At 53.2% G+C, this 14,269-nt stretch carries 14 protein-coding genes; 1 reads left to right on the top strand and 13 read right to left on the bottom strand.

Features of this window, described 5'->3' with window-relative positions; genetic code table 11:
* Positions 1 to 12 precede the first annotated feature (12 nt).
* The 6 genes from OGV50_RS04355 to osmE all read right to left on the bottom strand — a co-directional run bounded on the left by OGV50_RS04355 (position 13) and on the right by osmE (position 5,150).
* The gene (locus tag OGV50_RS04355; RefSeq protein WP_012132625.1) at positions 13 to 1,368 is read right to left on the bottom strand and encodes a 6-phospho-beta-glucosidase; all 1,356 of its coding nucleotides are present in this window, start codon (positions 1,366 to 1,368) and stop codon (positions 13 to 15) included.
* Between the two features lie 123 nt (positions 1,369 to 1,491).
* Positions 1,492 to 2,334, bottom strand: coding sequence for a transcriptional regulator ChbR (gene chbR, locus OGV50_RS04360; protein ID WP_012132626.1), 843 nt, complete (start codon positions 2,332 to 2,334; stop codon positions 1,492 to 1,494).
* Between the two features lie 7 nt (positions 2,335 to 2,341).
* A complete protein-coding gene (chbA, locus tag OGV50_RS04365; RefSeq protein WP_012132627.1) occupies positions 2,342 to 2,692 on the bottom strand; it encodes a PTS N,N'-diacetylchitobiose transporter subunit IIA in 351 nt (116 codons plus the stop codon).
* 50 nt (positions 2,693 to 2,742) lie between these two features.
* Positions 2,743 to 4,101: a PTS N,N'-diacetylchitobiose transporter subunit IIC gene (gene chbC / locus OGV50_RS04370; protein ID WP_012132628.1), complete on the bottom strand. Its 1,359-nt coding sequence runs from the start codon at positions 4,099 to 4,101 to the stop codon at positions 2,743 to 2,745.
* A gap of 86 nt (positions 4,102 to 4,187) precedes the next feature.
* The gene (chbB, locus tag OGV50_RS04375) at positions 4,188 to 4,508 is read right to left on the bottom strand and encodes a PTS N,N'-diacetylchitobiose transporter subunit IIB (protein WP_024130389.1); all 321 of its coding nucleotides are present in this window, start codon (positions 4,506 to 4,508) and stop codon (positions 4,188 to 4,190) included.
* Positions 4,509 to 4,808: 300 nt separating this feature from the next.
* Positions 4,809 to 5,150, bottom strand: a complete 342-nt coding sequence (osmE, locus tag OGV50_RS04380) for an osmotically-inducible lipoprotein OsmE (protein ID WP_012132630.1) — start codon at positions 5,148 to 5,150, stop codon at positions 4,809 to 4,811.
* A 228-nt stretch (positions 5,151 to 5,378) separates the two neighbouring features.
* Between osmE and nadE the strand changes: the two genes are divergently transcribed.
* A complete protein-coding gene (gene nadE / locus OGV50_RS04385; protein ID WP_012132631.1) occupies positions 5,379 to 6,209 on the top strand; it encodes an NAD(+) synthase in 831 nt (276 codons plus the stop codon).
* A 98-nt stretch (positions 6,210 to 6,307) separates the two neighbouring features.
* On the opposite strand, the gene ves is transcribed toward nadE, so the two are convergent.
* The 7 genes from ves to astC all read right to left on the bottom strand — a co-directional run bounded on the left by ves (position 6,308) and on the right by astC (position 13,896).
* Complete coding sequence (gene ves, locus OGV50_RS04390; protein WP_012132633.1) at positions 6,308 to 6,883, bottom strand: environmental stress-induced protein Ves; 576 nt, start codon at positions 6,881 to 6,883, stop codon at positions 6,308 to 6,310.
* Positions 6,884 to 7,055: 172 nt separating this feature from the next.
* The gene (gene spy, locus OGV50_RS04395; RefSeq protein WP_047457387.1) at positions 7,056 to 7,544 is read right to left on the bottom strand and encodes an ATP-independent periplasmic protein-refolding chaperone Spy; all 489 of its coding nucleotides are present in this window, start codon (positions 7,542 to 7,544) and stop codon (positions 7,056 to 7,058) included.
* Positions 7,545 to 7,868: 324 nt separating this feature from the next.
* On the bottom strand, positions 7,869 to 8,837 hold the full coding sequence (gene astE / locus OGV50_RS04400; protein WP_200092553.1) for a succinylglutamate desuccinylase: 969 nt from the start codon (positions 8,835 to 8,837) through the stop codon (positions 7,869 to 7,871).
* Positions 8,830 to 10,173 (bottom strand): N-succinylarginine dihydrolase, encoded by a 1,344-nt coding sequence (gene astB / locus OGV50_RS04405; protein ID WP_200092550.1) that lies wholly within the window; start codon positions 10,171 to 10,173, stop codon positions 8,830 to 8,832. Before astB ends, astE begins: the two co-directional genes overlap by 8 nt.
* Positions 10,170 to 11,648 (bottom strand): succinylglutamate-semialdehyde dehydrogenase, encoded by a 1,479-nt coding sequence (gene astD / locus OGV50_RS04410; RefSeq protein WP_286488360.1) that lies wholly within the window; start codon positions 11,646 to 11,648, stop codon positions 10,170 to 10,172. Before astD ends, astB begins: the two co-directional genes overlap by 4 nt.
* Positions 11,645 to 12,679, bottom strand: coding sequence for an arginine N-succinyltransferase (gene astA / locus OGV50_RS04415; protein ID WP_112002376.1), 1,035 nt, complete (start codon positions 12,677 to 12,679; stop codon positions 11,645 to 11,647). Before astA ends, astD begins: the two co-directional genes overlap by 4 nt.
* Positions 12,676 to 13,896, bottom strand: a complete 1,221-nt coding sequence (gene astC / locus OGV50_RS04420; protein WP_115614846.1) for a succinylornithine/acetylornithine transaminase — start codon at positions 13,894 to 13,896, stop codon at positions 12,676 to 12,678. The genes astA and astC overlap by 4 nt, the downstream gene beginning before the upstream one ends.
* Between the last annotated feature and the right edge of the window lie 373 nt (positions 13,897 to 14,269).

The raw sequence follows: 14,269 nt of genomic DNA on the forward strand, positions 1-14,269 counted from the left end.
ACCCAACCTCTGTTAGTGTTGTGCGCCTTTGAGTTTCTCGATGCATTCCGCAAAATTCGGCAGCCACTTCTCGTGGGCCAGAATCAACTCCCGCGCCAGGGTTTCCGCATCGCGATCGGAGTGCACCAGCGGGCTCAGGTTAAGCGCTAACAGCACATCATTGAACTCACCGCTCAGCGCCGCCTTACTGGCTGCGACTTCAAACCCTTTGATGGTATAGATGAGGCCCAGCACTTTTTCATCGAAATGCGTGATGCGCGGGTGCGGCGTCGCCCCATTCCGCCCTAATGTGCAGGTCATCTCCACCGCCCAGTCAGCAGGGATATTATCCACATGACCATGATGCGGGATATTAACGTAGTGTTCCGTCTGCTTATCGTTATAGATAGCGTTAATCACTTCACATGCGGCGTCGGAATAGTAAGCCCCACCGCGCTGCTCCAGCTCTTTCGGTTTGATGTTCAGCTCTGGATTTTTATAAAGATCGAAGAGCTGTTTCTCAACCTTCTGCACCACCTGAGCGCGCGCGCCGCCTTTATAGTATTCGCCCATTTCAATCGCCAGCATCTCTTTTTGCTTGAAGTAGTAAAGCAGGTAGGAGCACGGCAGCATATTCAGCGAGCGAATAAGCCCTTCGCTAAACGGCAGGTCAAAAATATTTTTCACCGTTGACGCTTTTAACTGCCCGGACGCCACGCCATCCAGCAGTTCAGCAAAGCGCGATTCGCCATTCACCAGTACGTCTTTAATGAACACCATGTGGTTGAGGCCAAACAGGTCGATCGACAGATCGTCGCTGTCTTGCAATGCCAGCACGTCATGGATGAACATTTTCATCCCCACGGGGATATTGCATACGCCGATGAATTTCTTAAAGTGGGTGTGGCGATAAACCGCTTCTGTCACCATGCCTGCCGGGTTAGTGAAGTTAATGACCCACGCGTTCGGGCACAGTTCTTCGACATCTTTCACGATATCAAAGATAACCGGGATGGTGCGCAACCCTTTGAACAGGCCGCCTGCGCCGTTGGTCTCTTGCCCCAGATACCCGTGACTTAGCGGAATGCGTTCATCCTGTTCACGGGCTTTCAGCTGGCCCACGCGCAGTTGCGTAGTGACGAAATCTGCCCCTTGCAAAGCTTCGCGACGATCCAGCGTTTTGTATAATTTCAGCGGGACACCGGCTTTGTCGATCATGCGCTGGCAGAGGTCAAAAATAATATCCAGCTTCTCTTTTCCGTCTTCAACATCCACCAGCCATAATTCAGAAACCGGCAATTCATGATAACGCTTAATAAAACCTTCCAGTAATTCAGGGGTGTAGCTGCTCCCGCCACCAATTGTGACGACTTTTAATTTCTGGCTCATACTTTCTCCCTTCAGTGTAAAAACACTGGCGTGTATTACGCTCTGCCCGTTCGTCAGGTATGGCGCGGACGTCCCGCGCTATTCAGGGCAAGCGATAAAATCGTGTTGTCAGGTCAATATTGTTTACTGATTAAATTCAGTTAATTTTTTACGATAACTGTTCGGTGTAAATGAGGTCAGCTTTTTAAACGTTTTAATAAACAGACTTGGGCTACTGTAACCCGCCTCATACGCTATATCCGTTACGGAGTAGTTGGTCATTTCCAGCTGTTTTTTCGCAAAATTAATACGGATCTCATTAATAATCTGCATTGGCGTTTTGCTGTAATAACGCTGCGTTGCGCGGGTCAGATACTCCTGAGACTTTGCGGACAGGTGCACCATATTTTCCAGCGCGTTTTCACCAAACTGCGTTTTGTCGTGCATTGTCTCCACGGTCGCTTTCAGCCATTGCGGAATATCGTCAATCACCTGCTCTTCACGGTGATGGCGCAGCCGGTTAATGATGTAGAAGGTGACCACTTCTACAAACTCATCTAACCCGTTTCCCCGGAAGTTCAGCGACGCGATAACCGTTTCAATATAAGTCAGAAAAGCGCTGTTGACCCGGTATACCTGAGACGCAACAAAACAAAACGGTAATAAAGGATGATAGTGTTGTTCAAAAAAACGCTTACTGATACCAACGTTAAGAATACGCGTGGCGCCGAACTCATAGAAACTCTGGTGGTGCGATCCCAACGGGATAAACACGAAATCACCACGCTCCAGCAGCACACGTTTGCCGTTGATTTCCTGATAGTAGCGCCCCGTTAACACCAGGGTAAATTCATAATAATCATGCTGATGCAGCCCACTGATGCTCTCAGTTTTGTTATAGATAAACACATGGAAATTCTTGCCGTTAAAAAGCTGTTGCTCACGAGCGGTGGCGATCTCCGGTGCGTTAACCTGTAGCTGCATCATTTATTCCTCACTGTTCCAGCTTCTCATGAAGCTCGATTAACTCTGTAACCAGTTCCCGCGCTAACATCGACGTCATCAGGTGATCCTGAGCATGAACCAGCACTAGGCTGACTTTCATTTTACCTTCGCCCTGATCGCCTTCAATCAGTTTCGTCTGCACGAGATGCGCTTCATTGAGCGCCATCCGCGACTGCTCCATCATCGTTTTTGCCGCAGCAAAATCGCCCTGCTTGGCCTGTTTCAGCGCCGCATAAGCCAGGCTGCGCGCCTGACCGGAGTTGATGATAAGCCCCATCACCACTTCTTCGAGTTCTTCAGCCTCTGACGGCGTACCCGCTACGTTTTCGAGATCCAACATACGTTTTCCTCTGGTTCAGCCCGGCATGGGAAGACCATGCCGGATTAAATTTAAAATTTCAGTGCGTTAGCGATTTCTTCTTCGCTTTCTTCTTGCTCAATTGCATTCTGCGCTTTGTTGGCGACAACCACGAAAGGCAGATAAATCAGCGTCGCGACGCCCAGGTTGAACAGTGCGACCAGCAGAGCGGCAACGCTGCCGTTGGTGTTAAAGAACGCTCCCAGACCGGTTGGCATCGTCCACGGCGCGATGTTGGTAATCGGCGGGATAATCCCCAGGTAATACGCAATCAGCGTAATGGCGGCCAGAATCGGCTGAACCAGAATGAACGGGATAAACATCACCGGGTTCATAATAATCGGCAGGCCGAACAGAATCGGTTCGTTAATCTGGAAGATACCGGACGGCAGCGCCAGTTTTGCTACCTGGCGGTAATCCGCACGACGCGAGGCCAGGAAGATAGCGATAATCAGACCCAGCGTCGCGCCACTCCCCCCGAGGAAAATATAGGAATCGAGCATCGGTTTCGCCCAGACGTGGAACGTCTTCCCGGCTTCCAGCGCCGCATCCACGGAACCAAACTGCTGATAGATGGCGATGTTTTCCAGCGCCCACGGGGTCATAATACCGCTGTCCAGCGCGGTCAATGCCAACGAGCCGTGGATACCAAAGAACCACAGTAGCGGAACAAACAGCACATAGGCCCAGCCAACCACGCTGCCCAGCGATGCCAGCGGCGTAGAAATGGTATCCATAATGATCTGGTGGAAGTTAGAACCGTAGTTCGCCAGCGCCCACGCAATGATCCCCATAATGGAGAGAATAATAAAGCCAGGAATTAACGCCGAGAATGAACGGGAAACCGACGCCGGGACGCTGTCCGGTAATCTAATGACCCAGTTGCGGCGCACAATAAAGGTAAACATTTCCGCCACGACCAGACCGATAATAATACCGGAGATAATATTCGCACCGCCCAGCCAGTTCGCGCCAACCGCATAAGCTTCGCCTACGCTATATGGCGTAACGGTCATAAAGGCCGCCACGGATAACAGCCCCGCCGCCAGCGCATCAACTTTACGCTCTTCCGCCAGCGCCATTCCGATAAAGAACGGCGCCATTAACGACATAATACCGAGCGTACCGTTATAGACGTTTCCGCCAATGCCTTTTAAGCCATTCAATGTTTCAATGGTGGAAGCATCAAGCCGAATGCCTAAAGAATAAAAAAACGACCCCTCCCCAAAGCTCAGGAAAACGTTGTTGATTAATACAAACATGGCCCCCGCAAGGGTTAACGGCATTAAGCGAATAAAGCCGTTTTTGATTGCATTAACGTGCGGCTGCTTTCCTATTTTAACAGCAAAAGGAAGGAGTACCTTTTCAAGTGAAGCAATGACGTTACTCATAGAAAAATACCCTTAAATACCGCAATAAAATATTGCGGTGAATGTTTATGAAATAACTCTTTGACGGGAAAAATTAAAACAAAAAATTAATTTGCGGCGGCTTTTTTAATTGCTGCGACAGCAGCCTTAAGCACGCCTAAACCATCGACTTTGCCGTACAGCAGCGAGTCAATCACTTCCACAGGTTTATTGGGTAACAAACGCTGAATTTCGGGTAACATATAAGCAATTTGTGGGCCTAATAACACGACATCCGCTGAAAGACCTTTTTCTCCTGCCAGCGTCTCAGGAAATGCTTCAATAATAACCGGCACTTCATATTTCTCAGCCTGAGCGCGCATCTTCGATACCAGTAAAGAAGTCGACATGCCCGCAGAACAAAACAGATAAATGTGTTTCTTTTCCATAAAAACGATCCTCATATGCGATTATCTGTTAGCCAGCCATTCCGCAAGCCTTAACCTGCATCCATGCACTGGACAACTTGCGTAACCGAATTTACTTTTTTAGGTGGCTGAAATGAGTATACGGGATCGAACTGGCGGATGGTATTTCTTTGACTAACAAAATTGTCTCTCATTGACCTGGTGTTATGACCCCTCTCACATTTCAGGCAAATATTTCGCGACAATAAATAAGATTATCCCAGGAACAAAAAAACCGGCACACAGGCCGGTTCATACATATGCTCAGGCAATATACAGTTGTTACTGCTTCGGAGCCTGCGGATCGGTGTCATACTCTGCACAGCTCTGGTAGCCGGAGTTAATCACATGACCAGTGTCATCCAGCGCGACAAAATAGGTTTCAGCTTTACCATCACGTTGACCCAGGATGTAGGTCTGGCAAGTACCGCGCGCATGAATCATGCTCACTTCAGATGAAGGCTTACCGGCAATCTGCTCAACCTGCGACCGGCTCATCCCTTTTTTCACATCTTTTACTACAGGCTGGACAAATTGGTCTTTTGTACGATCGTACGCCGTACACCCTGCCAGCATAGTCATTACCGCCGCTGCACTCAGAATTCCTGCTATATTCTTGTTCATTTTCCGTCCTCTTGTTTATCAGCGTGTTATATAAGCCTGGAATACATCAGGGCTTTTTTCAAGCCCACAATCGATGCAACAAATCTTTCAGAAAATTCCAATTAAACAAAACGATGTCGTTTTAATGCCGTAAATTGCGCCACTCAGGCCGTGGAGTCTTGTCGTTTAGAGAGCAAAGCGTTAGCTTTAACGCAGTATATTTATTCTGAAAATCTTCGGAGGGGTTAAATGACGCTACAGCAAGAGATAATCCGGGCGCTTGGCGCAAAACCGCACATTAATGCAGAAGAGGAAATTCGCCGCAGCGTAGATTTCCTGAAAGCGTACCTGAAAACATATCCCTTCCTGAAATCCCTGGTACTGGGTATCAGCGGAGGGCAGGATTCGACGCTGACGGGCAAATTGTGCCAGACCGCAATTACTGAACTGCGTGAAGAGACAGGGAACGACGCCCTGCAATTTATTGCCGTGCGTCTGCCATTCGGCGTGCAGGCCGACGAGCAGGATTGTCAGGATGCGATCGCGTTTATTCAGCCGGACAGAGTCCTGACCGTCAATATTAAAGGCGCCGTTCTGGCCAGCGAGCAGGCATTGCGTGAAGCAGGCATTGAGTTAAGCGATTTTGTTCGCGGCAACGAAAAAGCCCGCGAACGCATGAAGGCGCAGTACAGTATCGCCGGAATGACCAACGGTGTGGTGGTCGGCACCGATCATGCCGCCGAAGCGGTGACGGGTTTCTTCACTAAATATGGCGATGGCGGTACCGATATTAACCCGCTTTTCCGTCTGAACAAGCGCCAGGGAAAACAGCTGCTCGCCGCGTTGGGTTGCCCGGAACATTTATATAAGAAAGCGCCAACGGCGGATCTCGAAGACGATCGCCCTTCTCTGCCGGACGAAGCGGCGCTTGGCGTCACCTATGACAACATTGATGATTATCTGGAAGGGAAAACGCTGGATGCCAGCATCGCGAAAATCATCGAAGGTTGGTATATCCGAACGGAACACAAGCGTCGCACACCCATTACGGTGTTTGACGATTTCTGGAAGAGATCATAATCGCCGGATGGCGACGTACCGCCTTATCCGGCCTACATCACTGCATAACGCCCGTAGGCCCGATAAGCGAAGCGCCATCGGGCGCTGTCCTGTTACACTTACTGGACGGTGTCCGGCGTATAACCCGGCAACCACGTAATCTCGCTAAACAACAGCTGTCCTTCTGGCTTCAACAACCGTAACGTGTGTTTCCCGTCATGCCAGCAGGCGCCCTGATCGGCGGTCAGGAGCTTGTCTCCCAGTTGCCAGGCGCCGCTAATAACAAACACAACGCCACCGCGCGAACCGAAGGTCGTAAACGTGCGATCGGCAACCCTGACCTTCGCCTTACAGCGATCGCGTCGGGTCATGATATTGAGATCCATCGACATTTGCCCTTCCGACAGCGTGGCTTTCACGACGCTATCGCCTGCAAACGTGAACGGCTGATGTCGCTTGAGGGTATGGGTAAACGCATTCACGCCTTCCAGCATCACCTCTCCGCCTTCCAGTAACGTAATAACGCGCTCAACCCCAGGAAAAAGGGAAAACTCCCCGTTCCCGGCGATAGACGCAATACTGGCGCGCCAGTGAAAATCCCGCGTCGCCGGAGGAAAACAACAAATCTCGCGCGTTTCGCCCGCACCATTGCGCCAGAGGTTTACCGGCATTTTACGGATATCAAAGTATTCCATTATCACTCCCGAGAAGGACGCAGCGCCATAATATGGCACATTGTTGTTATCGGCAGCAGTGAAGATTTACCTTAACGAGAAGAAAAGAAAAACCGCCGATCCTGTCCACATCGAGAAGAGATGTTGTGAACAGGACCGGCGGTCTTGAATGCGTTAGCGTAACGCTGAGGGATTACTCAGCAGGTGGTGTTGGCATTTTACCTTCCGGCGCCGGACGTTCTGTCAGACGCTTCTCAAAATTGGCATTAAACTGTTTTTTCTGTTCCGGCGTCAGAATGTTGTAGATCTTATTCTGCGTTTCCATGTGCGCCAGCATATTGGCTTTGCGCTGTTCTTCCATCTTCGCAATCTGCGCTTCAGCTTTCGCCTTATCGAAGCTGTCGCTGGCGATGATATCGTGCATTGCGCGGCGCTCTTCCAGCGGCGGACGTTTCATCTGGTCACGCTGACCTTTCATGATGTCGCGGATTTGCTGTTTCTGCGCGTCGGTCAGGTTCAAATCTTTGAACATCATGTCATGATGCGGACCGAATTTTCCTTTGTGGTGCATCATCGGCTTCGCATCTGCCGGAGCAGCGGTAGTGGTATCAGCCGCGTGAGCCAGGTTCGCAGCGCCCAGCGCCAGGGTAGAGGCAACAAACAGTGCAGTTAATTTACGCATAATCTATGTCCTTCCTTTCAGTTATTCTTTCGGCGTAGCGCCGTGTTGACGAGGTAAACTTTACCGCCTTAATCGTCAATTAGTCAGAGCAACGGTAAAACAATGAAAGTGTAAAAAACAATTTTTCGTCAATTATGAAGAAAAAAAGAATAAATCGAGGAGAGTTGCAATATTTTATTGCAAGCGGATGATTTTGCAGGAAATATGAAGAACTATACCTGACCGATGACTATTAATAAAGCAGTTTACCAGGATTAATCCGTAATAAATCGCGATAGCACACAAAAATAAGACCCTCAGACGTTCGCCTGAGGGAGAAAATAATTACGCGAGCTTTTCCAGCATCAGGCCAGCGCGTAAGCCACAGGCCACATTAGGGTTAGGAAAGAGAACATATTCAACATCATGGGTAGCGATCACCCGTTCATCGCCATCCTGCGCCAGTAGCGTTCCTTCTTTGAACGGCGTGAAATTCAGCGTCTGGTTATCCATATAGAGAACAAACGCATCGCTGCGGCGTGTAATTTGCGCCACCACGCGATAGCGAACTGGCCTCGTTCCCCCTTCCATCGGCTTTTCTCCCACCAGCAACGTCGCCAGCGCCTGCGCGGTAGGGGTAAATTGCGTCAGATCGTTGTGCCCAAACGGCAGCGCTTTGCCCAGTTCCAGCGTGCAGGACAACGCGCCAAAATGCTCACAGCTAAAATGCGTAAAGGTGCCGCCCGGCGTTTGATGAAAAACCAGCGCCTCCAGCCCTGCCGCCCCCAGCCATGACAAAAAGTGTTCATCCCAGGGGATCGGCCGTTGCGGCAAGACGCCAAACCGAACGTGGCGGGAGCCGCGAATCGCAGTATGCAGATCGAGATGCCAGCGTATCCGCGTTTTGCGGCGGGAATAAAAATCCTCCAGCAGTTGTTCCAGCTCGCGGGCGCGCAGCGTTTCCCCGCTCTCCTCGAACATCTGCCAGCGCCCGCCGAACATACGGTTCATATCGCTATGGCAATAGCGTACCCCCTCGGCCAGCGCCGGAGGATTCCCCAAAATCACCAGCAATCGCCAGCGCAGGGGGATTTTCCCTTCAAACAGCGCCGAAAGGAGTGCGTCCAGCATTTCCACAGGCGCCGTTTCATTGCCGTGGATGCCCGCAGAGAGCACCAGAGCGCGGTCAACCTCAACGGCAGGCGTAAGTTCAAGCACACCAGGCATCTGCCAGCGCCAGTGAAAGCTCTCCGTTTCCCCTTGCGTAATATCGGGGGATATTCCTGCCAGCGTCTGCGCCAGAAAGTTATCCATTCCCTGCGCCCTCCTGCTGGAAGGGATACACCGACCCCAGGTTAAGCAGTTGCGTCAGCATATCAAGCGCCTCCCGCCCTTCACGCAGCAATTGCGGATCGGCCAGATCGGCGGCGGTGAGGCGGTCGCGATAATAACGATCCACCCAGTCATTGAGCGTGCTGAACAGGGTATCGTTCATCATCACCGCCGGATTCACCGCCCGCAGCTCATCCTCGGTCAATACCACGCGCAAGCGTAAACAGGCCGGGCCGCCGCCGTTCGCCATACTTTCGCGCAGGTCGAACACGCGCAGATCGCTGATGGGGTTATCAGCCGCCAGCAACGCGTTCAGATACCGCCACACACCGGCATGTTCCCGGCACTCCTGCGGCAGAACCAGCGCCATCGAGCCGTCATCGCGGCTTAAAAGCTGACTATTAAACAGGTACGTGGCGACGGCATCCTGCACAGAAACCTCCCGGGCAGGCACCTCAAGCGGCATAAATCCCGCCACGCGCGACCGGAGCTGGCGCATCAGCTCGCCCTGCTTTGCGAATGCCTGTTCATGGCAGAACAGCACCTGGCGGTTCGACACCGCAATCACATCATTGTGGAACACGCCGAGATCGATAACGTCTGGATTCTGCCGGGCAAAGATAACCTGATGCGGATTCACCTGGTTAAGACGCGCCACCGCTTCACTGGCCTCGCGGGTTTGCCGCGCCGGATAGCGCACCGGACGCGTGTCGACGCCCTCTTCACGCCCATAGACAAACAGCTGAATGCCCGGTGCGCCATAATCACCGCCGAGCCGGTTATGGTTGGCAGCGCCTTCATCCCCCAGCAGCGCCACCTGCGGCAGCGCGTCATGCACTGCGAAAAACTGCGCGTCGCGGAAGATGGCCCGCAACAAAGACGCCGTGGTCGGCGCCTCCAGCGCGCGGTGAAATTTGTTGTTCAGGTTCGCCACCGTCAGATGCACTTTGCCGTCAAGCGCGTCCGCTGAAGGACATACCGTCGCCGCATTCGCCACCCACATCGGCGAGGCGGAGCTGACGCTGGAGAGCCAGTGAGGCGCCTGGCGCGCCACTTTCTCCAGCACCTGCTCGTCCTGCCCGCTAAAACCTAGCTGACGAAGCACGGGAATAAACGGCCGCTCGTGCGGGGGGATGACCGCCTGAGGGAACCCCGCATCCGCCAGCGCTTTCATCTTGAGTAAGCCCTGCTTCGCCGCCAGGCGGGGATTCGACACCTGAAAGCGGTGCTGTATCGACGCCTCATTACCAAATGACAGCCCGGCATAGTGGTGGGTTAACCCCACCAGGCCGTCAAAATTCACTTCATGCGCTTTCATACCGGTTCCTCGCGAGAGAAGTCCAGCCCCGGACTGAGCGAATCGGGCAGTACAAGCGTCGGCGATTCCAGGCTCGCTATCGGCCAGGCGCAATAATCTGCCGCATACCAGGCGCTGGGGCGATGGTTCCCCGACGCGCCAACGCCGCCAAACGGCGCCGTGCTGGCCGCTCCGGTCAGCGGTTTGTTCCAGTTAACAATACCCGCACGCGCCTCCAGCAGTAGCTGGTCGAACTGCTTACGATCGGGAGACACCAGCCCGCACGACAAACCGAAGCGGGTGTTATTCGCCATACGAATGGCTTCATCAAAGCGCTCATAGCGCCAGACGCTCAGTAACGGGCCAAACACCTCGTCATCCGGGACCTGTTTCACGCCGGTCATTTCGATAATGCCCGGCGTCAACAAGGACGTTCCCGCTTTCAGTATACGTGGGGCCAGCAGCGTTCGCCCGCCCATCGCCTCAAGACGCTGCCAGGCCTCATACACATGACGCGCAGCCGGTTCGGAAATCAGCCCGCCGATAAACGGCTGCGGTTCATCATCCCACTCACCCGGCGTTAAACGCTGACTCACCTCCAGCAGGCGCGCCAGAAACGCGTCGCCCTGTTCCCCACGTTTCACCAGCAAACGGCGGGCGCAGGTGCAGCGCTGTCCGGCGGTGACAAACGCCGACTGAATCGTGAGGTGTACCGCCGCATCAATGTCCTCTGGATTCTCAATGATGAGCGGGTTATTCCCTCCCATTTCCAGCGCCAGGATTTTTTCCGGTTGCCCGGATAACTGACGGTGCAACTGATACCCCGTATTCGCGCTGCCGGTAAAGAGCAGGCCGTCAAGCGCGTCCAGCGCGCTGAGCGCCTGTCCCGTTTCGCGCCCTCCTTGCACCAGGTTGAGTACGCCAGGCGGCAACCCCGCCTGTTGCCACAGTTTCATCACCGCTTCGCCAGTCCACGGCGTTAGCTCGCTCGGTTTAAAAATCAGGGTATTTCCGGCCAGCAGCGCCGGAACGATATGGCCGTTGGGTAAATGGCCGGGGAAATTGTACGGGCCAAACACCGCCAGCACGCCATGCGGACGATGGCGCAATGTCGCCGCCCCGTCCGGCAATTCGCTTTGTTGTTCTCCCGTCCGGGCATGGTATGCCTTCACCGAGATAGCGATTTTATTGATCATCGCCGTCACTTCCGTCGCCGCTTCCCAGCGAGGCTTCCCGGTTTCTCGCGCAATAATTGCCGTCAACTCCGCTTTATGAACCTCCAGCAAGGCGGCAAATTTTTCCACGATGGCCTGCCGCGCGGCGAAAGGCAGCCTGGCCCAGGCCGGAAACGCTGCACGCGCCGCACGCCCTGCCTCAGCGACCTGTATCGCATCCGCGTCGCTGCCCTGCCAGAGCACTTCGCCATTCACCGGATTCGTTTTGACCCGGCGCTCCCCCTGACCAGTTACCCAGTCGCCATTTATCCATAAAGTCATGCGGTTTTCTCCTCGGCGCAAAGACGTACCAGACGAACGCGATCTCCCGCGTGGCATTTGAGCGCATCAAGTTGCGCCGCAGTCAGCACCAGACGTTGCGTATCCGGGTCGGTACGAATCAGCATGGCGCGAAAGTGATGATAATTTTCATTGGCGACCAGACACGCCGGAAACTCGCCCGCTGCGGGCTGGCCTTCCACCACGTCCAGCAGGCGGCTTTTACGGATTGCCCGAACCCGATCAATGTCGCACTCCAGCGTCGGGCCGCCGTCGAAAATGTCGATATAGTTGCGGTAGCGGAAACCTTCTTTCTCCAGTACCGTTCTGGCCGGCGCCGTTTGCGGATGTACTTCGCCAATCACCGCCTGCGCTTCTTCCGATAAGAAATGGGTGTAAATAGGGTGCTTCGGCATCAGCTCAGCAATAAACGCCTTCTGCCCGGTGCCGCATAAATAGTCTGCCCGGCTGAATTCCATAGAAAAAAAGCGTTCTCCCAGGCTTTCCCAGAACGGCGAGTAGCCGTGTTCGTCGATCACGCCGCGCATTTCCGCCACAACCTTTTCATTAAATTTGTCGCGAAACGCCGCCATAAACATAAAGCGTGATTTAGAGAGCAAATAGCCGTTGCCCTCTTTACGCCAGTCGGGATCGAGGAACAGCGTGCACAGTTCGCTGCTCCCGGTATGATCGTTACTGAGAAACAGCGTCGGCAGCGCGTTATAGACATTCAGTTCTTTAGAAGCATGCACCAGCGTGCCAACGCGATAGTTGTACCAGGGATCGTTCAACCCCACGGCCACCTCAATCGCACAAATTCCCGCAACGCTTCCCGTATCGCTGTCCTCCAGCACAAACACGTAACCCTGTTCGCTTTTCGGCAGTTCGCCACGCCACGTTTTTAGCGCGCGCTCAATACGCGACGTCAGCGTTGCTTCATCTGCTGGCAGAGAGGTCAGGCCGCCGCCGGTTTTACTGGCAAGCTGCATCAACGCACTGACATCACGTCGTTCGACGGGGCGGATCACCATCATGACGAACCTCCTGCTTTGATGCGTTCACAGGCCAGCGCAAAGCGATCCAGCCCGGTTGCCACTTCCTCTTTGCTGACGTTTAACGCAGGTGCGAAACGCACCACGTTAGCGCCCGCAATCAACACCATCACTCCGGCTTTTGCGGCTTCCTGTGAAATAAGTTTAGCTTTTCCGGCAAACTCAGCCTCCAGAACGCAGCCAATAAGCAGCCCCAGTCCACGAATTTCACTGAACAATCCGAAGCGTTCATTTATGGCGTTCAAGCGTTCGACAAACCAGTCATGGCGTTGCTTAACGCCGTTCAGCATTTCCGGCGTATTGACGATCTCCAGCAGCTTTCCCGCCACCGCAGAAGCCAGCGGGTTGCCGCCGTAGGTGGTTCCGTGAGTGCCTACCGTCATCACGCTGGCGCATTTTTCAGTGGCCAACAGAGCCCCGATGGGGAAACCGCCGCCCAGCGCTTTCGCAGTGGTAAGCAGATCGGGGGTGACGCCATAATGCATGTAGGCATACAGCTCGCCGGTACGCCCAACCCCCGTCTGTACTTCATCAAAAATCAGCAAGGCATTGTGTCGGTCGCACAATTCGCGCAGCCCCTGTAAGAATGCTTTCGTGGCCGGGAGCACTCCCCCTTCGCCCTGCATGGGTTCCACGATCACCGCGCATGTCGAGTCATCAATCAGTTCGCTGGCCGCGTTGAGATCGTTATACACGGCATGGCGGATATCCGGCGGCAGCGGAGCGAAATCCTGTGAATACGCAGGCTGCCCGCCTGCGCTGACGGTAAACAGTGTGCGGCCATGAAAGGCATTTTTGAATGCCACAATCCCGCTTTTATGCGTGCCAAAATGATCGTGCGCATACTTACGCGCCAGTTTCAGCGCCGCTTCGTTGGCCTCCGCGCCGGAGTTACAGAAGAAGACGCGTTCAGCAAAGGTGGCGTCAATCAGCATCTTCGCCAGTCGCAGCACCGGCTCGTTGGTGTAGCCATTTCCGGTATGCCAGAATTTGCTCGCCTGCTCATTCAACGCCTCGCGTAAAGCCGGGTGCGCATGGCCAAGCGCATTCACCGCAATTCCCCCGGCGAAGTCGATATACTCTTTCCCCTGCTGATCCCACAGGCGTGAGCCTTCTCCACGAACAGGAATAAAAGGTGCCGGGGCATAGACCGGCATCATCCATTCATCAAAATTTTCACGCGTAATTGACAGAGACATAGCGACCTCTTCCGGTAAATAAAAAGTTATTTATATGTTAATAAAATGAGTGTTTGCGCTGTAAATGTAGATTGCACTGTTCGTGCCAGCCAGAGGAAAAAATGCATAAACCGGTTTTGGAAACGAAAAATCAACGGGTTACAACCCGCCGGTATTCACTATTGCTGCATGAAAAGTGAATATATTTGCGAAGAAAAGAACAAATAAGAGGAAAAATCGAAATATTATTCAGTCGCCAAATATAATTCTGGAATTGTGATCGTAGACGAAATTTATCGGAAATTATTGCATCGTTATGACGCACTCCGCCCTGAAACAGTGCAGTTTTTGCTCCATCGTTAAGACCATTGGCAGTTATCGTTTGATTCCCGCG

The sequence above is a fragment of the Citrobacter sp. CK180 genome, from assembly GCF_030333655.1.
Taxonomy (GTDB): domain Bacteria; phylum Pseudomonadota; class Gammaproteobacteria; order Enterobacterales; family Enterobacteriaceae; genus Citrobacter_B; species Citrobacter_B koseri.

What these genes read in the sequence shown, in the direction of transcription:
- OGV50_RS04355 (WP_012132625.1), bottom strand. Translation starts at nt 1,368, where the DNA reads ATGAGCCAGAAATTAAAAGTCGTCACAATTGGTGGCGGGAGCAGCTAC.
- chbR (WP_012132626.1), bottom strand. Translation starts at nt 2,334, where the DNA reads ATGATGCAGCTACAGGTTAACGCACCGGAGATCGCCACCGCTCGTGAG.
- chbA (WP_012132627.1), bottom strand. Translation starts at nt 2,692, where the DNA reads ATGTTGGATCTCGAAAACGTAGCGGGTACGCCGTCAGAGGCTGAAGAA.
- chbC (WP_012132628.1), bottom strand. Translation starts at nt 4,101, where the DNA reads ATGAGTAACGTCATTGCTTCACTTGAAAAGGTACTCCTTCCTTTTGCT.
- chbB (WP_024130389.1), bottom strand. Translation starts at nt 4,508, where the DNA reads ATGGAAAAGAAACACATTTATCTGTTTTGTTCTGCGGGCATGTCGACT.
- osmE (WP_012132630.1), bottom strand. Translation starts at nt 5,150, where the DNA reads ATGAACAAGAATATAGCAGGAATTCTGAGTGCAGCGGCGGTAATGACT.
- nadE (WP_012132631.1), top strand. Translation starts at nt 5,379, where the DNA reads ATGACGCTACAGCAAGAGATAATCCGGGCGCTTGGCGCAAAACCGCAC.
- ves (WP_012132633.1), bottom strand. Translation starts at nt 6,883, where the DNA reads ATGGAATACTTTGATATCCGTAAAATGCCGGTAAACCTCTGGCGCAAT.
- spy (WP_047457387.1), bottom strand. Translation starts at nt 7,544, where the DNA reads ATGCGTAAATTAACTGCACTGTTTGTTGCCTCTACCCTGGCGCTGGGC.
- astE (WP_200092553.1), bottom strand. Translation starts at nt 8,837, where the DNA reads ATGGATAACTTTCTGGCGCAGACGCTGGCAGGAATATCCCCCGATATT.
- astB (WP_200092550.1), bottom strand. Translation starts at nt 10,173, where the DNA reads ATGAAAGCGCATGAAGTGAATTTTGACGGCCTGGTGGGGTTAACCCAC.
- astD (WP_286488360.1), bottom strand. Translation starts at nt 11,648, where the DNA reads ATGACTTTATGGATAAATGGCGACTGGGTAACTGGTCAGGGGGAGCGC.
- astA (WP_112002376.1), bottom strand. Translation starts at nt 12,679, where the DNA reads ATGATGGTGATCCGCCCCGTCGAACGACGTGATGTCAGTGCGTTGATG.
- astC (WP_115614846.1), bottom strand. Translation starts at nt 13,896, where the DNA reads ATGTCTCTGTCAATTACGCGTGAAAATTTTGATGAATGGATGATGCCG.